Source organism: Olivibacter sp. LS-1 (assembly GCF_008245145.1).
Taxonomy (GTDB): Bacteria; Bacteroidota; Bacteroidia; order Sphingobacteriales; family Sphingobacteriaceae; genus Olivibacter; species Olivibacter oleidegradans.
The window spans coordinates 1,661,479-1,687,140 of record NZ_CP041643.1 but is presented as its reverse complement, the minus strand read 5'-3'; the positions used below and the strand labels follow the sequence as shown (position 1 = coordinate 1,687,140).

Here is a 25,662-nt window from a genome sequence, read left to right as displayed (position 1 = left end):
AACCAACAGCATTATGAATTCTATTTACAATCAAACACGAGGATTTGCACGAACATGTTTGGCACTGACTACCTTTTATATCTTTGCCATTCACAGTGTACAGGCCGCTGTTATTCCAACCAAGCTTGGAGTTAAACAGACTAATGTAAAACAACAAGCCATCGTAGGTACAGTGGTAGACGAAAGCGGAAACCCGCTCCCTGGAGTCAGTATCCGCGCAAAAAATGGACAAGGTGGGGGCAGTACCGATATGCAAGGAAAATTTAGCATACAACTCTCACCTACAGAAACGACTTTGGTGATCAGCTATGTAGGTTATCTAACGCAAGAGGTAACCATTGTCCGCAATCAGGCCATGCGTATTGTCTTACAGCCCGATGCTCAAGCACTTAATGAAGTGGTCGTTGTAGGCTATGGAACGCAAAAGCGAGCAACAGTGACTGGATCTATTTCAGAAGTAAAGGGAGCTGATATGGTCAAAAGTCCGCAACCAAACGTATCCAATTCACTTGCCGGGCGGTTTTCAGGATTGGTCGCCACCAATAGAGGTGGAGAACCGGGCTACGATGGCTCCCAAATACGTATTCGTGGTGTATCAACAACCGGCAATACCGATGTGTTGGTAGTGGTAGACGGTGTGCCCGGTCAGGTCGGCGGGTTAGAGCGATTGGACCCTAATGATATCGAGAGTGTAAGCGTACTCAAAGATGCCTCCGCGGCCGTCTACGGAAGCAGAGCCGCTAATGGCGTTATTCTAGTAACCACTAAAAAAGGCAGCAGCGGCAAACCCACGGTCTCTTATAGTTTCAATCAAGGTTTCGCTTCCCCTACCCGATTGCCAAAGATGGCCGATGCGGCCACCTACGCAACGATACGCAACGAAATAAGTTATTATAACAACCCGTCCGGTGGTCTGTTTCAATCCTATTCTGCTGATGAGATTGAGAAATTCAGAAATGGATCCGATCCCGAGAATTATCCGAATACCGACTGGCAACAAGAGGTATTGGCTAATACTGCCTTACAAAGCCAACATAATCTCTCTGTAAATGGAGGATCAGAGAAGGTAAAATATTTTGTCTCGGCCGGAACACTCAAACAAGATGGTATTTTTAAAAACGGAGTAACCAATTTCAAGCAGTATAACTTCCGTTCCAATATCGACTTGGATGTAACCGACCGCTTCAAAGTGGGCATGTCCTTAGCGGGCCGCGAAGAAAAACGTTTGTTTCCCACGACCGGGGCAGGCGATATTTTTCGCAATTTATACCGCGCCTATCCTACCGTATTACCACGTTACGCCAATGGTTTACCAACCACGGGTATAGAGAACAATAACCCGATTATGATGGTAACTGATGCCGGCGGAACGAATCAGAATCCGAAGCAAATTTTTAATGGTATTCTTAGAGCATCTTATCAATTACCGGTTGAAGGCCTTATGCTCGACGGCTTTTTTTCCGTCGATCGCTCTACAGAATCGGGAAAAAACTTTATTGTTCCTTACCTGGTATATAGTTATGATGCAACCACCGGAATCTATCAACCACGCACCGTTGGCGAGTCTAAAGCACAATTACAACAATTTCAAGAAAATACATCCCTAACTACCTCGCATATTAAATTAAATTATGAACGCAGTTTTGGCTCCCATAATATAAAAGCTTTTGCGGCTTATGAGCAAAGTGAACGGACACTGAACCGAATGGAAGCCGGACGCCGTAATTTCCCTTCTTCGCTTACCCCCGAACTATCACAGGGAGGAACTGCGTTGGAAGACCGCACGAATGCAGGATTAAGCTGGCGGGAAAGCCGCAAAAGCGTGATTAGTAGGATCAACTATAATTATGAGGAAAAATACTTAGTAGAAGCCCAACTCCGTGTGGATGGTTCATCCATCTTTCCAAAAGACAGTCGTTATGGTTATTTCCCGGGTATTTCCGCAGGTTGGCGCATTTCACAGGAAGATTGGTTTAAAAACAGAGTCAAATTCATCGATGACTTGAAGTTACGGGCCTCCTATGGTGAGCTGGGCGGTGATAATGTAGGCGCGAATCAATTTGTTAACAACTACATTTTTGGAAATTATTATACCCTTGGCAATAGCATATATCCTGGCATTGATTTAAACAAATTGGCCAACCCGAACATCACTTGGGAGGTTTCCAAAAAAACAGATATCGGCTTTAACGCGCAATTTTTGAAAAACTTCAACATGGAATTTATTTATTTCATGGAGAAGCGCTCTAAAATACTTTTACCTCGTAATGCTTCCATTCCAGGCAGCACCGGTATTGTTAACCCGTTTCCAACCAACGACAACACGCCTCTTGTTCCCTCTGAAAACATAGGTAAAGTTGATAATACCGGGCTAGAAGCCACTTTAGGTTATCAACGAAATGGCACGGTCAATTTTGGCATTGCAGGTAATATCACCTATGTCAAGAGCAACGTAGTTTTTAGAGATGAATCACCCGCAGTTTTACCTCATCAAAGTCAAACCGGTAGGCCACTAAATAGCTATCTTTTGTATCGTAGTGCCGGCATTTTCCGTAGCCAGGAGGAGCTGGACGCCTACCCACATGTTGCGGGAGCAAAGGTGGGTGATTTAATTTTGGAAGATTACAATGGCGATGGTGTCATTACTGCCGATGATATGGTGCAAACCAATTTAGGCAACATTCCACAGTTAACATTCGGTTTAACGCTAAATGCTTCGTACAAGCAGTTTGACCTCTCCGCCGTATTTGCAGGTCAAGGGAGGGTGCGTCAATACATTTTAGCCGAAGCCGGCACCATTGGCAACTACTTTAATACCTGGGCAGAAAATCGGTGGAGCCCGGAAAATCCCAATGGTAGCTATCCACGCGTTGACGAACGAGCTTCTTCCTCCATCAGCGGCGGATTATATAAGAACGATTTTTGGTTGTTCAATACGGCTTTTGTTCGTTTGAAAAATGTAGAATTAGGGTATACGCTGCCGGAAACACTGATAAACAAGATAGGCATCAAATCATTAAGGTTTTTTGCTAGTGGATTTAACCTTTTTACCGTTACGAAACTGAAAGACTTTGACCCTGAAGGTTCAAGCGAGAGCGGCCAATTTTATCCGCAACAGCGCATTATCAACATAGGCGCCAATGTACGTTTCTAACCTTTAAACGCTAAAAACATGAATACCATATATAAAACAAAATTAGTTGCCTTAGCAGCGTTGGTACTAACAACGGCTGCGTGCAAGAAAGATTTCCTCGATGTTACGCCAACAGACAAAGTGTCGGATACAGCTGTTTTAAGTGATTCCGTCTTATTCGAAGCATTTGTCGTCAATCGCTACCTTGGCGTACGGCTTATTGATAAGGAAGCTGAAGGAACGCCTCCTGGCTTTGGAAGAGGTTTTGAGTATGCTATGTGGTCGTCGCTATCGGACGAATCGATTTACAACAATGACGATAACACTTGGTTTATTCAACGCGGACAGCTTTTACCGGAAAATACGGGTATCGCCGGCACTTTCTGGAAACGGAGTTATCGTAGCATCCGTGAATGTAATTACGCCTTAACTCATATTAACGAAGTTCCGATGAGCGAAGCCCACAAGAATTTATTGGTTGCTGAACTGAAATTCATCCGAGCCTTCCGCTACCACGACCTGATCCGCAATTACGGAGGAATCGTTTTGTTGGGTGATAAAGTAGTCGAGTTAACGGATGATTTCAGTGATCCCAGCTTATTTAAAAGGGAAGACCTAGCTACCAGCTTAGCTTATGTTTTATCCCAATTGGATGAGGCTGCTGCCGGACTTCCGGAAAATAATAGTAATAGCTGGCTTCGTGGTCGCGCAACGAGAGGCGCTGCTTTAGCACTTAAATCTCGCTTAACGCTCTATGCGGCCAGTCCGCTTTATAATGTTGGGACTTGGGAAGCGGCGGTTCAAGCAGCCAACGCTGTCATTGCGCTAAATCGCTATACTATCTCACAAAATGGTTACCGCGCACTTTTCCGCAAGACGAGTGATGATAATGAAATCATTTTTGCCCGTTATTATTCTGTTGGAGCTCGACATGTTCCCATGGAAATTGCCAACGGCCCTAATGGTTACGACGGTTGGGGAGGCAATGTACCTTTACAAAATTTAGTAGACGCCTACCGCATGGCTAATGGAAAGTCAATTTCTGACCCTACCTCAGGATATGATCCACAAAATCCTTATATTGGACGTGATCCTCGTTTTTATCAAACTATTTTTTACAACGGAGCCGGTTATCGTGACCGAAATGTTGAGACTTTCCGTCCCGGTGGCCGTGATAGCCAAGACGGCCCGTCTAACTGGAATACCAGTAAAACCGGTTATTACCTACGAAAATTTATCGATGAAGACATGCCGATTAATAACCCTTGGAATATTGCAGGTTTACAACCGTGGATTTATTTTCGCTACGCCGAAATACTCTTAAACTTTGCAGAGGCGGCGAATGAACTTTCCGGACCTGATGCAATACCTGCAGGTGCCCGCTTTTCAGCGCGTGAAGCTTTGAATCAAATCCGTAGCCGGACGGGTGTTGAAATGCCTGCTGTGCCCGCAGGTTTAAGTCAAGAGGCTTTCCGAGAACTTGTGCGTAATGAAAGGCAAATTGAATTAGCCTTTGAAGAACACCGCTTCTATGACGTTCGTCGTTGGAAAATCGCAGAGCAGACAGAAAACGTACCTGCTTATGGTATAGAAATCACCAAAAACGGAAGCACCTTTAATTATACACGTAAAATTGCGCTTGATGGCAGAAGTTTTGCGGCGAAACACTATTGGTTGCCGATCCCTCGGGAGGAAATCCAAGCGTCCAATAACACCTTGCAGCAAAATCCCGGATACTAGCAGAAACGGTAAATTTATATTTAACTAACAAACAGCAGTTCATGAAAGAATTTGTCAGCATACTGATGGCCATAATCTTCGGATTATCGGCTATGGCCCAACAAAAAGTACTTTTTAATGATCAATGGAGGTTCCACTTAGGGGACATTTCGCAGGCCTCTGAAAAATCATTCAACGATCAAAGCTGGCAGCGGGTAGTATTGCCCCATGATTGGACCATCGCCGGCCCTTTTGATAGTCGGTGGGCAAGTGCTACCGGCTACCTTCCAGGTGGCGTCGGTTGGTATCGCAAAACATTTAAGCTATCATCACAAGATGTCAAGGGCAAACACAGTATTTATTTTGACGGTGTCTATAAAAATGCAGAAGTTTGGGTCAATGGTCATTACTTGGGTAAACGTCCCAACGGCTTTATCCCTTTTTTTTATGACCTTAGCCCGTATCTAAAGAGTGGAGAAAATGTACTGGCGTTAAAGGTAGATCACAGTCAATTTGCTGACTCCCGTTGGTATACCGGCTCCGGCATTTACCGTAACGTATATCTTATCAAGCAGCAGCCGCTACATTTTGCCACTTGGGGGATTACGTTTCAAACCCCTACCCTGAACGGCAGGGAAGCAAATGCAACAGTGGATATTGATCTAATCAATGAAGAGGCCTTAACTTCCGATGTGACACTAACGGTTTCTTTGTTAGACAAAAGCGGTAACACCGTCGCTCAAGAAAAACAGCAAGTCCATTTAACCGGCAGTAAAGAACAGCAAACAACCGCCAAATTACATCTTTTAAATCCCAATCGATGGTCGATAGAAAATCCTTATTGCTATACCCTGGCTATAGAACTTACAAAGGCTAATAAAGCCATCGACAGTTATCAAGAGAAAGTGGGATTCCGAACTTTTCGATTCGATGCCAACAAAGGTTTCTTTCTAAACGATCAGAACATGAAACTAAAGGGAGTTTGTATTCATGACGATGCAGGCGCCTTGGGAGTTGCTACTTTTGAGAGTGTTTGGCGCAGAAGACTTAAAACATTAAAAGAAGGTGGAGTAAATGCGATACGTATGAGCCATAATCCACACGCTGACTTCTTTTACACTTTGTGTGATGAACTCGGCCTATTAGTGATGGATGAAGCTTTCGACGAATGGGAATTTGGTAAAAACAAATGGATCTCGGGATGGAATGTAGGCAGCCCCGGAAAAGACGGCTATCATCAGCATTTTAAAGAGTGGTCCCAAACCGATGTCAAAGACATGATTCGAAGAAACCGAAACCGGCCTTCCATTATTATGTGGAGTATCGGTAATGAGGTTGATTATCCCAATGATCCTTATAGTCATGAAATCCTGAGCGGGGGGAACAATCCACAAATTTATGGAAAGGGTTATTTGGCTGACCATCCGCCGGCCAGTCGACTTAGTGTGCTTTCAAAATCACTGGCAGAAGCTGCAAAGAGCGTCGATTCTACTCGCCCCATTACAGCGGCCCTGGCAGGTGTAGTCATGTCAAATACGACAACCTATCCTGAAAACGTAGATATAGTTGGCTATAACTATCAAGAGTATCGCTATGCAGCGGATCACGCTAAATACCCATCACGTGTTATCTATGGCAGTGAAAACGGTATGCAATATAAAGCTTGGCTTGCAGTAGATACAAACGATTATATTTCCGGACAATTTCTATGGACCGGTATTGACTACCTCGGCGAGGCTGGCAAATGGCCTACAAGAAGTAATGGCGCAGGGCTATTAGATCTCGCGGGTTTGCCAAAGCCGGAGTATTATTTCAGACAGAGCTTATGGGCAACAAAACCCATGGTTTACATTGGCACCTCGCCTATTCCCGATGGTGATGATAGCGGTATCTGGAGTCACAAGAAAGCGGATCCCATTTGGGAGCCTACTTATGGTAAACGGCAGAGAGTTACTTCTTTTTCAAACGCTGAAGAAGTAGAACTCTTCCTAAATGGAAAGTCATTAGGAAGAAAAGCAAAACAAGATTCCAACACCGGTTACATCTATTGGGATATCCCCTTTGAGCCTGGTACGTTGGAAGCAAGAGCCTATCTTGATCAAAAACAGGTCGCTACTTACACGCTACGATCTACTACCAAACCGACTCAACTAGCTTGTCGGATTTTGAACGAGAACGAAACTGATAAATTAAAAGAGATATTGGTGCAAGCGGTTGATGAAAATGACAATCCCGTATACATGGCTAATGATGCAATAGAAGTACAAATTGACGGGCCGGGTGAGTTTAAAGGAATGGAAAATGGAAATCATCAAAATCTAACAAGTTATTTATCACTTCGTAATCAGTTGCATCACGGGAAAGTATTAATTTATATTTATAAACAAGAGCCCGATAAAAATGTAGCTGTAACCATTAAATCCGCTTCTTATCCGGCTGTAAAAATGCAGCTCTAACATCGGATTTTTACAGTTGTTTCTTGCATACAGCTTAATAATAAACCCCTATTTTCAGGTAGTACCATTTCATGGATAGCAAACATATTTGCTATCCATGAGCTTTCAGCAATCAGCTTTCGGTTTTCAGCTTTAGATAGTCTGTCTGTCGGTTATAAGTTCTATGTTATAGGTTTTAAGTGATCGGCTATCAGAGGTCAGCTTTCAGTCGCGCTAGCCCTTCTCATTATCACATTGGCTCATTAACAAGCTGTCAGAAATCGGCTATCAGCTTTCAGTCGCACTAACCCTTCTCATTATCACATTGGCTCATTAACAAGCTGTCAGAAGTCGGCTATCAGCTTTCAGTCGCACTAACCCTTCTCATTATCTCATTGGCTCATTAACAAGCTGTCAGAAGTCGGCTATCAGCTTTCAGTCGCACTAACCCTTCTCATTATCACATTGGCTCATTAACAAGCTGTCAGAAGTCGGCTATCAGCTTTCAGTCGCACCAACCCTTCTCATTATCACATTGGCTCATTAACAAGCTGTCAGAAGTCGGCTATCAGCTTTCAGTTGCACTAGTCCTTCTCATTATCACATTGGCTCATTAACAAGCTGTCAGAAGTCGGCTATCAGCTTTCAGTCGCGCTAGCCCTTCTCATTATCTCATTGGCTCATTAACAAGCTGTCAGAAGTCGGCTATCAGCTTTCAGTCGCACTAACCCCTCTCATTATCACATTGGCTATTAAGCTATAAGCAATAAGCGCTAAGCTGTAGGTGTTACCGAATACTGCTGCTACTGCAACCATTCAACGACTCAACTACTTCCCTACTTACTACTCAACTATTTCAAACATAATACCTCAACTATTTAACGACTCAACTATTCAACTACTTCTTAACTACTCCATCATTTAACGACTCGCCAATTTTCACCGAAAAATCCCTGCTATTTACCGAGTTCTCCGCATAGCTCACCTAATTTCACTCGAGCCGCATGTTCCTTTGCTTTACCTTTGAATCAAAGAACAAAATATAACAGCAAATAATAAAAAATTAACCCTTTAAATCGTAAAGTCATGAGAACCTCCATTAAATCCATCATCGCTGCCATTATAGTTATTACTTCAAGTGCTTTTGCTAATGCTGCAACAACAGATAAAAACTTAAATACAGCAGAAAGCACTATCCATGAATACATAGATGGTATTACCTTAGGCCGTACAGAAAATCTGGAAGAATTATTTACCGAAAACTTTAAACGTAACACCCCGGGTAAAGGTGTTGTTCATAGCCACACCAAAGCACAGGTAATTAATTTTTTAAAACAGAACAAAAATTTAAAACAAAATTGTAAAACCCAATACAATGTAATCGAACAAAGTGCTCAATTTGCGCTTGCGCAGATAGAAATGAAATACCCGGATTTTACAAAAGTTGAATATGTTCAATTATGTCGAGAAGGCAACGGATGGAAGATCAACCAAGTAACTACTACTTATAGATAGGTCGTAAGCCTTTGCAGAAGGTCTGAAAACAGGAAACAAATACGTAAAAAGTAAGCCACGTTTTAAAACCGTGGCTTACTTTTTACGTATATAAGTCTCCTATTATTCCACGTCCCACCACATACGCGAAGTCATTCGATCCCCGTTACGATAACGGGAAACCGCTTCATTATAGTTCGCGGTATTGATCGATGCTTCGCTGGTTGGATACGTAAAACGACGGGGCACCTTGCCATTCGTCACATTATTAAAATAGTTTACTTCTTTTAATATTGGATAGCCTGAACGCCGATAATTTGTCCAAGCCTCGTACTCATCCATAAACGTTGCAATCCAATATTGCGTATTAATTTGTTCCAACGCCTGATTGGCATCAAATGGGTTAGCAGTTAAGTAAGCTGTGGCCTGTGACTCTGTGATGGCCGGTGACGCCCCCAACTGGTTCATCTGCAAGATGGCCGCTTTTACCCCTTCGTCGTAGTAGGTCTTGGCGTCACCCCCTATCCAACCACGATTTGCTGCCTCAGCCAATAACAGTTGCGTTTCTGCATGAGTCAATAGAAAGCTTGGTGCATCCAAACGCGCGTAGGTATAACGATTCACAATCGAATAGTTGTTAAGATTTCCCGGCCAGTTCGGCGCTTTTGAAATATCCGTTTCAGCGCCCAATTCATCATAACCGTTTGGCATACCTAATTGCTTGGAAGCTGTAGTATCTCCCAAATCATAGTTTGCATTCCCGTAAGCCAATTGAGGTGCTTCAGCTACCGTAGCGATATAAATAAGTCGAGGGTCATTGGTGCCTTTTAATTGATTGATAAAAGCCTCGCTCACCCGCGATGCGTTAGCATCTTGATAAACCAATACCTTTCCGTATGCATTGGCCGCATCCGTCGTATTTAACTGATGCTGCATCATGGCATTGTCATCATTACCGGTAAATACACCACCTTCTAATGCTCGGTTTACCCATTGACTACCGGTTTGAGGGTCTACCTTTGACAAACGCAGCCCCAAACGCACCATGAATGAGTAGGCAAACTTCTTCCATTTATCAACGTTACCGCCGTAAATTAAATCAGCCGTCGATAAAGTATTGGCGGCATTCGCGTCTAGCGCACTTGCTGCCTCGTCCAACTCTTTATATAAATCATGATAGATTGCCTCCTGGGTATCATACTTCGGATAGCCAACACCATCCAAGTAGCCCAGCCCTGCTTCGCTATACGGAATATCACCGTATAAGTCCGTCATCTTTTGAAAGATTGCAACACGCATAATACGGGCGATGTGATAAGCATTAGCTTTTGCAGGATCGTCTTTGAATTTGCTGAGCACCATGGTAATGTCTTTCACAGCATTTGGATAATCACGATCCCAGTGTGCAGCATTATAAGCCGCATCATAGGTATATTTATCACCGTTCCAATAACTTTGTGTAGAAGCGAGGTGCTGCACCATGGTAGCACAATAGATTAAACCGTTTCGCCAAACATTATAATCAGTGCCTGCATGGTACACTTGAGCTGAAGAGAATAATAAATTATAATCCATCCCATTCTCCGGGATTGCATTCGGATCGGTATTGATTGCTTCAAAATCCTTGGTACAGCTCCAAAAGGTAGTCGCTGCCAAAGCCAAGGTCAATATGGACTTAGAATATCTCATTGGATAATATTTTTAGAACTTAACATTAAGATTAAAGCCAAAACTTCTTACAGGGGGATTGGATGTAGCCTCTAGCCCCTGTGCATTTGAATTGTTGTAAGCAGACTCCGGATCGATGTTCGGCGTGTGCTTCAACAAGGTCGCCAGGTTGCGGGTAACCAGTGAGATAGTAGCAGCCTTAAAAGGCATTTTTTGCAAAAAGCTACTCGGCAAGGTATAACCCAACGATAACTCACGCAACTTAATAAAACTTGCATCGTATACAAACTCTTCCGCAATGTTATTATTGATGGCTAAATTTTGATAATAATTTTGTGCCGGTACCGCCACGGTATTCGGACTGCCATCTTCGGTAACGCCGGCTCCAATAACTCCACCTTCACGTCCATTTAGTGTTTCTTTATGCAAACCCGCATTATATAAAAGTAGGTTGGTCGCTGAATACAATTTGGCGCCAAACTTAAAGTCGAATAATGCAGACAAAGAGAAGTTTTTGTATTTGAATTGATTGGAGAATCCACCGGTTGTTTTGTAAACGCCCGAACCTAATGGTACGACACCATCCGTACGTAACGGATTACCGTCCGAACCATAAATAATATTCCCCTGATCATCCCGTCTATAGGCAAAACCCATAATCTGGCCATAACGCATACCAACCACATTACTCACGACCACGCCACTTCCGTAAGCCGCCTCTGACCCCTGGATGGTCAAGGCATTTACACCTTCACCTAAATACTTAATTTCACTATCATTAAAGGCCAAGTTTAAGCTTGTATTCCACGTAAAGTTGTCGTTTTGGACAGGTGTTCCTGAAATCAATCCTTCGATACCCCGATTACGCACCTCACCAATATTCTGAATAGCTGCATTAAAGCCGGAAGCTGTACTCGTACTGATGATGGCAATATCGTCCTTTGTATCTTTTTGATAAACTGCAGCATCAAAGCTTAAACGATTATTGAAAAACTGCATATTTAAACCAGCCTCATATTCACGAATTTGAACGGGCCGCAGATTCGTGTTCGGCACGTTCTCATTCTTTACGTAACCCAATGGCACTCCGTCCTTATCATAAGTTCGTAAAGAAAAATTCAGTAAATTCTGATAAGGAGTTGTTCCATTGGACGATTCAGCATAAGAGGCTCTGAATTTGGCAAAGCTGATTGCTTCCGGTAAATCGAAGGCCTCACTGAATACAAAACTGGTGCTCACTGACGGATAGAAATAGTTGTTGTTACTAGGGTTTAAAGTGGAGAACCAGTCGTTTCTTCCTGTGAAGTTCAAGAATAGAAAATCCTTATAACCAAAGTCTGCCGTACCATAAAAAGAGTTTACTCGAAAACGCTCGTACTCGGGCACATATTTAGTATTCGGTGCATTGATATTATTAATATTATACACATAAGGCACAATAAAAGGTCCCGCGGCACCGCCTAACAGGCCGTAGGCACGGTTAATGTTGTCCTGGTGATTACCGCCTAACGACGCGTTGATACTAAAATTCTCACCGATCTTCTTATTCGCGGTAATCAAAAAGTTGGCGTTCAGTTCGCGGAAGTTACGCTCATATTCTGTCAGCTCGCCTCCATTTGCATAAGCCGTTCCGGTAGGCGTTACCTTTCTAAATTGAAAAACATAACCATCCCTACTCACTTGTCCCTGAATAGATAACCAGTCTAAGATATCATATTTCAGTGTCGCCGCCCCGGTTAAGCGGTTACGATCCGTATTGTTCTGATGTTCGTAGGCTAAAAAATATGGATTGTTGAAGTAGAGGTTTGTTCCAGGAAGCAATTCATTCCCGTCAGCGTTACGATAGGGATTTAGCCATCGAATGTCGTAACCATTTCCTAAATACAAGGTTGAAGCATTAATATTCGTAGAGTTATTAGCTAACAAAGCCCGATTTTTTACCTGTTCAAAGATATAATTCGCAGTAATGGTTAACTCTAGCTTATCAGTAATCTTATAGCTGGTATTCGTGTTAATTCCCTGTTGCTTCATGTTCGAATTGGGAATGTTGGGATTGTTATATAAGTTCGATAAGCCAACGCGGTAACGCACCTTCTCACTACTTCCGGCAATAGCAACTGAGGTTTGGTTATTGATACCGTTTCTATAGAAATTCTTCCAATTATCCGGCCCGGGAGAATAGGTATAAGTATTACCTAATAAATTCACTGCTTCGGAACCATCAAATCGAGGCCCCCAGCTGGAAACAGCTGAGTTAAGCGCGGAAGTTGCCGAAGTAGGTTTTACCCCTTGCGTACCTTGTCCGTATTCGTTTTGAAAATCTCTGAAGTCGATAATATTGTTCAGGGTGAAGTTGTTATTCAGCTCAACAGATAAGACCTCACCCGCCTTCCCACTTTTTGTGGTGATTAAGATAGCACCATTACCGCCACGGTAACCATATAGAGCTGAAGCTGCCGCACCTTTCAATACTTGAATGTCGGCAATGTCATCGGGGTTGATATTCGATAAACCATCACCGAGGTCGAGTCCGCCGTATTGTCCCGCACTGCCTTGATTGGTATTGTCGAACGGCACACCATCAATAACATACAGCGGTTGGTTATTGCCCGTCATCGAAGCATTACCTCGGATCACAACCCGACTGCTACCGGAAGCTCCTGTGGCATTATTCGAGACACTAACCCCGGCAACTTTACCGGTAAGGGCATTACCCAAGTTTACATCACGCGATTGGGTAAACTTATCCCCCTCTACCCGGGTGGTGGAATAACCCAAAGCTTTCGATTCGCGTTTAATCCCCAACGCACTTACGACGACCTCATTCAGCGCATTGGTTTCCGGAGCAAGGGTAACGTTCATTATTGGATTATCACCAACAGCCACCTCCTTTCGAGTATAACCGATATAGGTGAAAACAAGGATTTCTCCTTTTTTCGCTTTGATTTCGTAGACTCCGTTGGGCGAAGTCTGAACGGATTGTTGCTGTCCCTTAACCATGACGGTAACGCCGGGTAATGGGCCTGATTCATCTTTCACCGTTCCTTTAATCGTTTGCTGTGCATACAATTGAGCTGTACTCAGCAAAAAGAAAAATACAGCTCCAAGGAGCATTTTGTAGTACTGAAACATAGTTTAAAAATTACAATATTTAACTTGTAGAGGGACCGATAGCGCAAACCGGTCAAGCTATAACCTAATCCCAATAGAATTAAACGTTTTAGCAACAATTATTTTGCCGTACTTGCACTGACTATGCGTTTAAACAGATAAAAAAATTTACGCAGGTGAAAAGGGCTTATATATTCAGGTGATTCATTTAACTGGCCTCCAAATTATCAATTGTTATTCAAACACTTAACCAGTTATAAAATATATACAGATATATTGATTGTCGATTGATTCTTTTTTGACAAATAACAGAGGATGATCCTCACCCGCACCTGCCAACCACAAAAATCTCCACAAAATGTAGAAAAATGCCATCGTTGGCAGTAATTCTAACGGAATTAAAACAACTTTGAAGCTGAATACATGAGGTCATCGCGTCGCACGATTTAAGAAAGATTTTTTAATACTAAGCGAAAAATAGAGTAGGCGGTCATCATGCCGACTATACATATTGGCGTAACCGTCTAATTCATCCCCAAAGTAAAGTCCCAGTTGAGCATTTGCGTTGATAGCCCAAGTTGGTCCGCTTATCGAATAGCCAAAGGGAATGTCAATACCTAAATTTAATGGCACAAATACCGCGCTGCTTTCATCTTCACCTACCAAATGTGCATCATTTGGCGTTCCTCGGTTTGCATCAATTTCATTTCGCAATAAACCAATCCCTGTGCCTACATAAATATTACGGATCAAGGATCTGAAAAAATGTTCACGGATATAAGTCAACTCGAAATTTTCCTTGTCATCGATCCACAATAACCCTAAGCGCGCTTTTGCATTGATGTTAGCGCCCATGTAATTATTTTTGGCCATTCGTCCCATCGGATCGTTAGCAGCAAGTCGACCCATCATTCCTTGCACACCAACTGTCATAAAAGGAATCACAATATAATCAGCGCCTATATGATAGCCAAATTTCAGTGGCTTATGCATCATTTCACCGTAAAGCTGAGTGGCTCCGGCTCCCAATTCCACGCTCAGACCTCCTCCAAATTGGCAAAAAGCTAGATAAGGCATTGAAAAAAATATACCAAGAGTTATACAGTAAAAAATTTGACGATTATATATAAAGATCATGATGATATAATTTATGGCTATGATAACATAAACGTTATCGGCGATAAATTAGTCTTTAAATATCGATTTTCTTTATTCAAGGCTTAATTTAGCCAACATTCACAGCCTTCGTTCTTTTCCAACAATTAGTATGTCTTTAAATAGAAAAGATAAAATATACAGCAAGCAGGGTTTTCTAATCGTTAACGATATGTTAAGCACTGGAAATAGCAAGCAGTGTTCGTTGGCCAAAAAAGATCTATGCTGTCCCTTATACGTTTACAAGCCCTGAAATTTAAAAGGTTTACTTATTATAAATTTTTTGGCAGCATTTCCAGCGTAAGTTTCGCCATTACTAATTTTAAGCACTTTCACCGCTGCATTCTCCGAAAAATCTACGTCTTTGAAATCGACCCAAAATGTGTTAGGAGTAAGGGCGGTTTCAAAATAATAAACTAAATTCTTATGGTCTGAAACCGAACGCCAACGCGTAGAGGATATATTAGGTTGATCAGGTGTAGAAATTCCAAATGGAACAGAGCAGTTCCGAATAACACTGAAAGCACTTGCTACTGCAATTCTGCGATCGGCCGTTTTGGGAACTGAATTCGCATAGAACGCAGCACGTACAAAGCGATCTACTGCTCTATTCGTTCCCGGCAGCATGACAGTTCCTCCGATTTCTGACCAATATTCATTTAATGCTAACTGCTTTTCAAAAATAGGTGAGTTTGTCATCACGTTATAGGACGTATCGTGATGGATCACCAGTTTGCCTTTAATATATTCAAAAATAGCGTTGTCTCCTGTTCCATCCGAAAGTGATAGATGCAAGGTAGTCAAGCGCTCCTGTCCAGGTACATTTGCCGTTATAATCGTGATTTTCTCATCTTGAAGAGCGTCTACAGCTTCTGATACGGTTGCGAAATTATCAAGTACATACTGTGCCCATAGTGCAATCGATAAACCAGGTGTTTGTTGATTCCAAATAGGATATTCAGACTCGGCTAACCACAAGACATTAGCTACCAGCCCCTTCTCATTCATGCCATCCGTTGTGGAAATATCATAGCCGGAAGCAATTACACTTCCATATTTTGATTTCCATTGGATGGATTTTGGTCCCACCTCCCCGCTTCGTTCCATCCCGCGCGGAAAAATCCAGAGGTTTGTAAGAATATCATCTTTCCAATCCATAGAACGAGCTGTTAACAAGGTGCCATTCGTACCCTTGTAGACCACGCGTGTGCAACTTTTTACATCCGTTTTAACCGAACAAACAAAAAGTATGAATGCTAATAGTATTGATTTTCTCATAAAACGATTTGATAAACAAATTGGCTGTTACGTATTGAACAATAATAAATGCACAAATGTTCTGACCGAGCTCAATTTGTGCATTTATTAATTAGTCTCCTGTTTTCCCGAGGGACTTTATACTACCGCTGTTCTAGTTCATTAGCCAGTCTTGCCATACTAGCTGCAAAGAGTGTATCCACTCTTACTTTCGCGTCTAAAGCCTTTTGCTTGGCTTCCTCTGGATTTTTGGCAAGTGCTAAAACTGCCGGTAAAATCCGCTTCACATCCTCCGGTTTATCTACATCGAAATACCATTCATCCAAGCCAATATCCTTCCACATGATTCCTTTAGAGGTTTGTTCTTCAAACCTACCAACCAAAGCGGGTATACCGTTTCCGATACACATAATTGGGGAATGCATTTCCAATCCAAATAATCCTGCTGAGAGCCTATAAGTACTCACGGCTTCATCCGTTAGCCAATAAGAGTCTTTCCAAACTACTTTATTACGTACATCTTGTGGCAATTTGTCCATAATGATTTGCTTTCCCAACTTTACCTGAGTTCCATCCTCCGGACATACCAATACCTTCATTGGTGTCTGACGTACCACTTCAATAATCGCTTCCCGAATCGGCGCATTATCATGCTCACGCATTTCCTCATTACGTGCATTTTTGCGTCCATCAAATTTCGCTTTCTTTTCAGGAAGTTCCCACCATGGCGTATAACGTTGCCGAGGAATAGCACACAAGAAGCTACCTTCCTCTAAATCATGCTGTTCAAGAAATTTCCTGGCAGCCTTTTCATTACTTAGATCCACGGCAAAAGCACCATCAGGCCCAAATTCCATAACAGGACAACGCGCGCCATGTTCTTGCGCAAAATGAAGTGATGTTGAATCCCGGAAATAGCAAAACTGTGCTGTCGTGAGCAATTCAATATTCTTCGCTAATGCAGCTTCCTGTCCGGAAGTCGGCGGACCGTAAAATCCGGGAAATGTAATTCCATAAATGCCATAAGGTTTACTTGTTTCCTCTTTCCACCGAGCAATATCTTTAGCAGCAACCAAAGACGGTCCCGAGCCATGCAGTAAAAAATCGCTCTCCTGCCAGGCTCGCGCCAGATCGGCTTCACCTTGTACAATCTTCACGTGTGGAAAACGCTTTCGTAACATTGGTTCTACGCCGTTATTGATACTCATCGGCCACAAGCGCACTTCCACGTCCGGCAAATGCTTTTCAAGTAAGGCGAGTACGCCAGGGGTGTGGCCAATATCACCTATGTTGACCGTTTGCCAAGATGAACGAAGTAATACAACTTTTTTCCTCAAACTTCGCCCAAACAAATTCTGGGATAGGAGTACACTTGCAGTCAATGTTCCTAAATTCTTTATATATGCTCTTCGTGTTAACATAAAAATTCTTTTTAATAATTTGTCTTTAATTAATACCCCGGATTCTGTTCCAGTAGTGGATTAACATCCATATCCAATTGCGGAATAGGCAACAAGGTATGATGTTCTTGAATTTGTGCATTTCGTCCAAAGCCGGTATCTGCTTTAATGGCTTGTAGTAATTGGCCGGTTCGTATTAGATCAAATCGTCTGTTATTTTCGAAAGTTAATTCTAATCGGCGCTCCAGCCAAACAGCCGCTCGAAAAGACTCATAATCAAGACCACCCAGTGCATTAATACCTGCGCGTTGTCTCACTCGGTTAAGTGCTTCATATGCTTCCACAGACGGGGCCCCATCACGCTCATTACTCGCCTCGGCATAGATCAACAATACGTCCGCAAATCGTAAAATCGGAAAGCTGGTTCCCTCCCCACCATTTGTTGTCGCCGTTTTGTCCCAGAGTTTTTGGAAAGATACCGCATTGGCGGGATTCGGATCAGTAACCGATAATTCAACCGTCTTTCCTTGATAGCTGTAAGAGGTAATAAAAGAAACTGCTTTCCGTTGATCGTTGTCTTGATATAAATTAAAAAGATTTGCTGCTACTCGTGCAATACCGGCACCACCGCCTGGATAAATCGGCGCGGAGCGAATACCGTACCCTCTCCCCAAACTATGCCCCCGTACGTCGGTTAAATACTGAACTTCAAATACATTTTCTATACCTCCCCTCGCCTGTAACGAAAAGGCTTGGGCAAAAGTTGGATAAAGATCATAAACCCCTTGATCCATCACTTCCTTTGCTTTAGCCGCTGCCTGTTGCCAATAAGGTGAACCGCGGTCTGTGCCCGCTCTAGTAAGATAAACCTTCGCCAAAACACCTTGGGCGGCACCTTGCGTCGCCCGCCCTTTATCGATTCCGTCATATGATAGTGGAAGTACCTGTTCCGCTGCTAACAAATCACTCTCGATAAGTTGATATACTTCGTCTATAGAGGCGCGGGCAACTTCCAAGCCTTCCAAGCCATCCGTTTCAGTTGTCATAATAGGAACCCCTCCGTAAAGGCGTACCAAATTAAAATAAGCCAATGCCCGTAAAAATTTTGCTTCGGCAATATAACGCTGCTTCAGGTTTTCATCCATCGCAATCGCTGGCAATCGATTGATAACAATATTACACCGATTAATGCTCGTATAAGCAGCTGGATAGAAGCGAATAAAAGCATTATCGGGTGTTATATCATAGCGCCACAACAGCGGGCGGTTAGCGTCCCCCGTCAAAAACGGAACAGCATCATCGGAAGTAGCTAAATCAATAAAGACATCCGGATTACTTATACTCGCATAACAAGCCCCTAACGCAGCTTTTGCATCTTCCGCGGTTTTATAGTACGTCGCGTCTGTTAAATTGGAGAGGGGTGTTACATCCAATCGGCTCTCACAGTTAAACAATATCATTGCCAAGCATGAGAGCGAAACAATCGTTTTTATGTAGCCTAAAACTACTCGTTTCGTGTATGTCATATTTTCCATATTAAAATTTAACATTCAGTCCCAACAAATACGTTTTCGCCGCCGGATAGGCCCCATAATCAATACCTTGGCTTATCGTATCACTTCCGAACCTGTTTACTTCGGGGTCATACCCGGTATAAGAAGTGATCGTAAAGAGGTTTTGACCCGTGATATAAATACGACAGGAACTAACCGAGAGTGACCGTAACCAACTGGTAGGCAAAGTATAACCCAAAGAAATATTTTTAAAACGAATGTAAGACCCATCTTCCACATGGAGTGTGGAAAGCAATCGAGATCCACCAGCCGCGTTGGCCCGCGGCACCGAATTACTGGGATTGGTAGGAGTCCACCGGTCTAACACACGGGTTGACTGGTTATTTCCTCCCGTCATATTCATTTGGTCAAAAGTGCCGTAATTGAGAACCTCATTCCCGAAGGTGCCTTGAATAAAGATATTTAAATCAAAACCCTTATAAGAGATCGTATTATTAAGGCCACCAAAAGCATCCGGGTTTGCATTCCCGATAATCGTACGGTCCTCATCATTAAAAATACCATCGCCATTAATGTCTGCATAGTGTATATCACCGGGCTTTGCGTTAGGTTGTGCTGAGGCTGCAATTTCGTTTTCATTTTGAAAAATACCCTCCATTTTAAACCCATAAAAATTGCCTATCGGCGTTCCCACACGCATTAAAATCGGACTGATATTTGTTCTATGCACTTGTGCATCACTACCCGCTCTAAACTCTGTGCGATTATCAAGCGCAAGTACCTTATTTTTATTGAATGTTATATTGAAAGCGCTCGTCCAACGAAAACCACCATGATCAATGTTGGTACTATTCAATGCTAGCTCAACTCCCTTGTTCTGCACGCGACCGATATTTTGGAGCATTGAAGAAAAACCCGAATTCGTGGGGACTCCTACACTGAACAAAAGATCCGAAGTTGTTTTCACATAGTAGTCACCGGTGAAGGATAGCCGGTTATCAAAGAACCCAAGGTCCAATCCAATATCAAGTTGCGCGTTCTTTTCCCAACGTAAATCCGGGTTGGCTATTCCCTGAGGTGCATTACCTGTTAATAATGCTCCGCCCAACACATAGGGAAGCGGTGTAATATTTGCCAAAAAACGGTAATTATCAATTTCCTGGTTGCCGGAAAGTCCATAACTGATCCTAAGTTTTGCGTCTGATAAATATTTCAAATCCTGCATCCAGGTTTCATTCCGTACTTTCCAAGCAAACGCACCGGAGGGGAAAAAACCGAACTTATTATTGGTGCCAAAACGAGAGGATCCATCCCTTCTACCGGTGAGTGTCAGTAAGAACCGATCGTCAAAACCGTAGTTGACTCGTGCGATATATGAAATCAATCGCCACTGGTTTACACCTGAGCTAGCCGGAATAAGTGTCGACCCGGCTCCCAAATTATGATATTTAGCAAAGTCATCATTGAAAGTATTGGCATTGGCCGTGGCCGTTTCATAATCAGACTGCTGATAGCTGTACCCTAGCAATGCGTTAAGTTGATGAATCGATCCGAAAGTGCGCTCATAAGTCAAGGTATTTTCGTTTAACCAGTTGATAGTTTGTGCAGATGCGACAGAAGCGCTTCCGCCTAAGCTCGCACCTGTAATTACCCGGCGTGAAATATAATTGCTTGCCTTATTGGACTGTAAATCGGCGCCCAATGTAGTTTTAAATCTCAGATGATCGCTGATTTTAAATTCTGCATAGGTATTTGCTAAAAATCGAATCAAAGAACCTTTGTTGGTGAATTCCTGTGACATTGCATAGGGATTATCAGCCCCCAAACCATTGAGGGGTCCCTGGTTAGTAAAGTAAGCTCCATCGGAATTCCATACCGGAAAAGTTGGCGAATAGTTCAAAGCTGAAGAAACCACACTTTCATAAGCGGTATTGCCCGCTATTTCCGTACGCGCGCTATTACTGGAAGTGTGTACACCCTGTGCAGATAGGCCCACTTTCAGCCGACTTGAGACATCACTATCTACATTTGTCCGAAGTGAATAACGTTTAAAATCAGAACCAATAACGATACCGTCTTGTCCATAATAGCCAAGCGAAATGGCATAGCGCGTTTTTTCGGAGCCACCTGATATACCTAATTGATGATCTTGTATAGGTGCTTTGCGCAAGATGACATCTTGCCAATCTGTACCTTCACCTAAACTTGAAGGCAACGGACGTTCGTCACTACTTCCGTCAAAATAGGGCACCGAACCATTATTAACATTGGCATCATTGACAAATTCTGCAAACTGCCGGGCATTCAACAGGGGGATTTTTCGTCGTACGCTCTGCTCTCCATAATAACCGTCGTAACTCACAATGGATCTTCCGACTTTTCCTCTACGTGTAGTTACCATGATGACGCCATTTGAACCTCTCGATCCGTAAATAGCTGTCGCTGACGCATCTTTCAGGACCTCCATTGATTCGATGTCGTTGATGTTAATAGAGTTGAGATCGCTGGTCGGGAAGCCGTCAATAACATATAAAGGTTCATTGCCTGCGTTAACGGAACCTGTGCCACGAATGCGTACCGTAGTGGCTCCCCCGGGCCTAGCCGAGTTTGTGGTAACATTGACGCCCGCCACCCGCCCTTGCATGGCGCGGTCTAAGGCCACAATTGGCGTAGCGCGAATGTCCTTCTCCCCTACGGTAGATACTGCTCCTGTTAAATCTCCTCGTCTCACCGTACCATATCCTACTACTACTACTTCGTCTAATGCCGACTCCTGTTCGGCCAACGTCACATTAATCTGTGTACGCTGCCCAATTGACTCTTCCTTCCGTTGGAAGCCGGTAAATGAGAACACGATGAAGGCTCCGTCCCGAACAGATAATGAATAATAGCCATCACTATTCGTTATCGTACCTACTTTTGGATGCTCCTTAACAAAAACAGAGACCCCTTCCAAGCCTCTTCCATCTTTGTCTGTTACACGTCCTTCTATTATTAACTGTGACAGCTCTGGTGGCCCTAGGCTTACCCCTCCAAGAGAGGATCGCTCACTTAGTTTTAATACAACAGTTTTTTCTTCTTTCGAGACGATTTCTACCTTTAAAGGATAAAAGCACTGCTTTAATACCTCTTCTATGGGCGTCTCTTTTACGTCGATAGACACCTGTTTCAGGGTGTTAGAACGATCAACATTATAGATAAAATCATAGCCTGTCATTTTTCCTAACCGCCGCATTACTTCTTTTATCGCAACGTTGTTAACCTTTAAGGTAACTCGCTGCGCCAAGCTGATCGCATAACAATGGCTACAGATGATGGTTAAGATGAAAATGAGCTTCATTACCGCTATTAATTTTAAGAAACAGCGCAAAAGTGCAACACTATTCCATGCAGTATTTTTTTTGTACATTTGATTATTAGGTTTGTTTAATACGAAAAGGAATTGACCTAATGTTCAGCTTTAAGCTACTGATCCGGAAGTGTTAGCGCATTTCCGGTCAGCTTTTTCTATTACTCAGACATAATCGTCACCCTCCTTCCTTTTATTTCGTAAGTAATCTCTCCCGTAGCAGCTAAACTGCTTAACAGATGCTGCAGGCTCTTCCTTTTAGAAAAAGTACCGGCAAAAATCTTATCCTCCATATCTCCCACATAAGTAACATCGATCTGATACCAGCGTCCTATTTTCTTCATGATATCAACAATATTTTCATCGTTAAAGACAAAATATCCGTTTTTCCAAGCAAGCGCGGCTTCTATGTCCGCTCGTTCAATATCCAATCGATCATCAGCCACATAAGAACGGGCCTCCTCTCCTACTTTTAGCACTTGTTGTTGATGGGCTGTTCGGACTTGAACAGCACCTTCCAATAACGTTGTTTTCATTGCTAGCTCATCTTGATACGCCTGCACATTAAATTTTGTTCCCAAAACATAGATAGTCTGTTGTCTAGTATTCACGATAAAGGGACGTCCAACGTCATGTACAATTTCGAAATAGGCCTCGCCTGTTAGTCGCACATTACGCTTGCGCTCAGTAAACTGCGAAGGGAACGCTAAAGAAGAATTGGCATTTAACCATACGAGCGAACCGTCAGGTAAAACGACTCGATACTCACCGCCTATCGGCGTCGCGATGGTATTGTAATTGGCAACAGGTTTCCTCCCGCTTACAGTTGTATAATTACAAGTAATTTGGCCGTCAGCAGTTTTAGTAATCCGCACCCCGGCACGCGAAGTGCTTTCTCCAGCTGATAGGCGATCCAAATCGACCGTCGAGCCATCATGTAACTTCAACTGCGCTATCGGGCGGCCAGGCGGAATCATTTGCTTAACTTCTTTATGGTTCTTTTCGTACATAAATAACCCTCCCATGCACAGAAAAATCAGTATAGAAGCGGCCATCCAATAGACCGTTCTTTGTTTTTGTCTTTTGCTATTCACCACCATTCGCCTCTTAATACGGTCCATGCTAGCTTCAAGGTCGTAAGCTTTCATTTTCGCTAACCACGAGCTCACCTTGGAAGGATCATTTAATTGTTCAAAAAGTAGCTGATTGGCTTGGGATGTCTGACGCCAAACGACGATTTCCTCTTCCTCCTCTATAGAAAGCGGCTGCTGCAATCGTTTCGAAAGTAAATAAATAATATGTTCCTGTTTATAAAAGGCCTTGCTCGTCATGTTCGGCAAATTTTTACCTTATATACGACAAACGAAGAAAGACGTACCTATTCGATTACTTATTTTTTTAAGAAAGAAAAAGGTGAATGAATAAGAGCCCCGAAACACTTCCTGCAAATTGCTTTTTCAGCATTCTTAAAGCTCTTACTTTGTGGTTTTTTACCGTCTGTACAGATAGATCCAAGGATTGAGCAATCTCTTCATTCGTTAGGCCTTCTACAAATCCTAATTGCATCACATGCTTACATTGAGAGGGTAGATGCTGAATTGCTCTATATAATTCCGCCAACACCTCAGTATGGATTAAATCATGGAGATAGTCCTGTTCAACTTCTTCACATTGATCAAGCCAAACGCTATGTCTTTTGTGTATTCGTCCCTGTGTTTTGATAAAGTCTAGGCAGGCATTTCGGGTAGCTTGATATAGAAACGCTTTCAGATGCGTCTCATTTGTTAACACCTTCTTCTGCTTCCAGAGACGAAGAAATAGCGATTCGATAATATCTTCACTTTCGTCATCCCCCACATATTTTGTTGCAAAGAAACGAAGTGCGGCATAGTAGGTCTTATACGTCCGTTCGAAAACGGCATTGTCACCTAGATTGCATTGACCACCTCCGATATGCATTTCGATGTTTATAATTGGTTAGATAATAAAGGAGTATACTGAGAAGCCCCTTTCTGTAAAGGTATAAAATAAAATAGGAATCAGAAAAAGATAGCAGCAATTCGGCTTTAGTTCCCAAGCTAACAACCAAAAACCAATAACTAACAACTATTAGCTAACCGCTAACTACTAACTAACTGCTAAAAACTCTTCCAATACCTGGTGAAGATTATCAAACATACGATCAACTAGTAAAGATTGGCGAATCGACTCATGTGTCTGTACACCCCAGCACATCAACCCGGCGGCCTTTGCCGCGGTTGTTCCCGTTACAGAATCTTCCAGTACCAGACAATCCTGCTTGTCTACCCCTAATTGCTCTACACACATAAGGTACGGCTCGGGATGTGGCTTGGTATTCTTAACTTCCGTACGCGTCACTAAGCACCTAAAATATTTCATCAAATCATGGGCTTCCAAATAGTAAATAGCAACTTCCCGCTTGCTGGAAGTAACAAGAGCGATCACGATTTCTTCTTTATGCAGATAACTAATCAGCTCTTTTGCCCCAGGCATCAATGGTACTAATTCTTCATCATACTGCTGTGCTACTTTCGATTTTACTTTTGACAAGAACTCATTAACATCCGGTTGGAAATTATATTGTTTTTGTAGCACATCAATTGCCTGAACATCTGTTTTACCGGCAAGCGATGTAAGCCATAATTCACTTTCCAGTATAAAGCCGTAAGTGGCTAACACCGCTTTCCAAGCTTTATAGTAAAACCACTCTGAATCTATTAAAGTTCCGTCTAAATCGAATAACACTGCTTTTGGTTTTTTTAGCATCATATTTTTACATTTACTTATTTCTTCACTATAGCTGATGCAAAATGCGAAGAAAAGCTGGGTTTTACCTTATTAAATAAAACTTTTGTAAATTACACTAGGATAATTAATCCCTCGTCAATATTTTCCTAATTTGATACCCGCTAAAGGTACTTTGGTACGGCTATTGTACTATTATGGATAGTATTGATTTTAAACGCATTTACTATGGAAATTACAACAACTACTGTTCACGATTTACATTGGGATTTTCCAAGTTCGCAAGATTTTTCTGCTCAAATTACAAACAATAAAATCACGAAACTTTCCTTTCAGGACGTAGGGGAATTAACCAATTCACACCTCGATTCAATTAACGAGAAATATCTTCGCAACGTTCATCGGGCACTTAGCAATCTGTTTCAACACCTCGATCAAGTACGTAGCCTAGGAAATCTTCCATCAAAAGAAGAAGAAGATAGTGCTGACAAAACAGATCGCGCACAGCAGCTCCGATATCTTCAAAAAGACGAGAAAGATATGCTGGAACATCGGGAGAATATTATGAACCGCATCCGAAGGTTATAATAGATCGCTCTAAATTGGAGAAGAAAATCCAGCCTTATCGACTAGATTTTCTTCTCATCTATTACAATATAAG

The 25,662-nt window shown here is 42.6% G+C and carries 15 protein-coding genes; 5 read left to right on the top strand and 10 right to left on the bottom strand.

Annotation, left to right across the window (positions count from 1 at the left end):
* Window positions 1–13 precede the first annotated feature (13 nt).
* The 4 genes from FKG96_RS06775 (at window position 14) to FKG96_RS06760 (ending at window position 8,802) form a co-directional block, all read left to right on the top strand.
* Window positions 14–3,154, top strand: coding sequence for a TonB-dependent receptor (locus tag FKG96_RS06775; RefSeq protein ID WP_149105279.1), 3,141 nt, complete (start codon window positions 14–16; stop codon window positions 3,152–3,154).
* 18 nt (window positions 3,155–3,172) lie between these two features.
* Window positions 3,173–4,873 carry a RagB/SusD family nutrient uptake outer membrane protein gene (locus FKG96_RS06770; protein ID WP_130856160.1) on the top strand — a complete coding sequence of 567 codons (1,701 nt, stop codon included), beginning with the start codon at window positions 3,173–3,175 and terminating at the stop codon, window positions 4,871–4,873.
* 41 nt (window positions 4,874–4,914) lie between these two features.
* Window positions 4,915–7,308 carry a sugar-binding domain-containing protein gene (locus tag FKG96_RS06765; RefSeq protein WP_130856159.1) on the top strand — a complete coding sequence of 798 codons (2,394 nt, stop codon included), beginning with the start codon at window positions 4,915–4,917 and terminating at the stop codon, window positions 7,306–7,308.
* 1,065 nt (window positions 7,309–8,373) lie between these two features.
* Complete coding sequence (locus tag FKG96_RS06760) at window positions 8,374–8,802, top strand: nuclear transport factor 2 family protein (protein ID WP_149105278.1); 429 nt, start codon at window positions 8,374–8,376, stop codon at window positions 8,800–8,802.
* A 102-nt stretch (window positions 8,803–8,904) separates the two neighbouring features.
* Here FKG96_RS06760 and FKG96_RS06755 read toward each other — a convergent pair whose 3' ends face one another.
* From FKG96_RS06755 to FKG96_RS06710, 10 genes are all read right to left on the bottom strand, one after another.
* Window positions 8,905–10,470: a SusD/RagB family nutrient-binding outer membrane lipoprotein gene (locus FKG96_RS06755; protein ID WP_149105277.1), complete on the bottom strand. Its 1,566-nt coding sequence runs from the start codon at window positions 10,468–10,470 to the stop codon at window positions 8,905–8,907.
* A 12-nt stretch (window positions 10,471–10,482) separates the two neighbouring features.
* Entirely contained in the window at window positions 10,483–13,581 is a 3,099-nt protein-coding gene (locus FKG96_RS06750) for a SusC/RagA family TonB-linked outer membrane protein (RefSeq protein ID WP_149105276.1), read from the bottom strand.
* A 408-nt stretch (window positions 13,582–13,989) separates the two neighbouring features.
* Window positions 13,990–14,637, bottom strand: coding sequence for a hypothetical protein (locus FKG96_RS06745; protein WP_130856155.1), 648 nt, complete (start codon window positions 14,635–14,637; stop codon window positions 13,990–13,992).
* 318 nt (window positions 14,638–14,955) lie between these two features.
* On the bottom strand, window positions 14,956–15,993 hold the full coding sequence (locus tag FKG96_RS06740) for a linear amide C-N hydrolase (RefSeq protein ID WP_130856154.1): 1,038 nt from the start codon (window positions 15,991–15,993) through the stop codon (window positions 14,956–14,958).
* A gap of 122 nt (window positions 15,994–16,115) precedes the next feature.
* Complete coding sequence (locus FKG96_RS06735) at window positions 16,116–17,393, bottom strand: polysaccharide pyruvyl transferase family protein (RefSeq protein ID WP_130856153.1); 1,278 nt, start codon at window positions 17,391–17,393, stop codon at window positions 16,116–16,118.
* Between the two features lie 29 nt (window positions 17,394–17,422).
* Window positions 17,423–18,898, bottom strand: a complete 1,476-nt coding sequence (locus tag FKG96_RS06730; protein ID WP_242627194.1) for a RagB/SusD family nutrient uptake outer membrane protein — start codon at window positions 18,896–18,898, stop codon at window positions 17,423–17,425.
* A 10-nt stretch (window positions 18,899–18,908) separates the two neighbouring features.
* Window positions 18,909–22,226 (bottom strand): TonB-dependent receptor, encoded by a 3,318-nt coding sequence (locus FKG96_RS06725; RefSeq protein WP_246860249.1) that lies wholly within the window; start codon window positions 22,224–22,226, stop codon window positions 18,909–18,911.
* Window positions 22,227–22,396: 170 nt separating this feature from the next.
* Window positions 22,397–23,566: a FecR family protein gene (locus tag FKG96_RS06720; RefSeq protein WP_130856150.1), complete on the bottom strand. Its 1,170-nt coding sequence runs from the start codon at window positions 23,564–23,566 to the stop codon at window positions 22,397–22,399.
* 67 nt (window positions 23,567–23,633) lie between these two features.
* Window positions 23,634–24,194 carry an RNA polymerase sigma-70 factor gene (locus FKG96_RS06715; protein ID WP_130856149.1) on the bottom strand — a complete coding sequence of 187 codons (561 nt, stop codon included), beginning with the start codon at window positions 24,192–24,194 and terminating at the stop codon, window positions 23,634–23,636.
* 168 nt (window positions 24,195–24,362) lie between these two features.
* On the bottom strand, window positions 24,363–25,025 hold the full coding sequence (locus tag FKG96_RS06710; protein ID WP_041387246.1) for an HAD family phosphatase: 663 nt from the start codon (window positions 25,023–25,025) through the stop codon (window positions 24,363–24,365).
* A gap of 204 nt (window positions 25,026–25,229) precedes the next feature.
* Here FKG96_RS06710 and FKG96_RS06705 point away from each other — a divergent pair, with 204 nt between their 5' ends.
* A complete protein-coding gene (locus FKG96_RS06705; RefSeq protein WP_130856148.1) occupies window positions 25,230–25,589 on the top strand; it encodes a hypothetical protein in 360 nt (119 codons plus the stop codon).
* The last annotated feature ends 73 nt before the right edge of the window (window positions 25,590–25,662 follow it).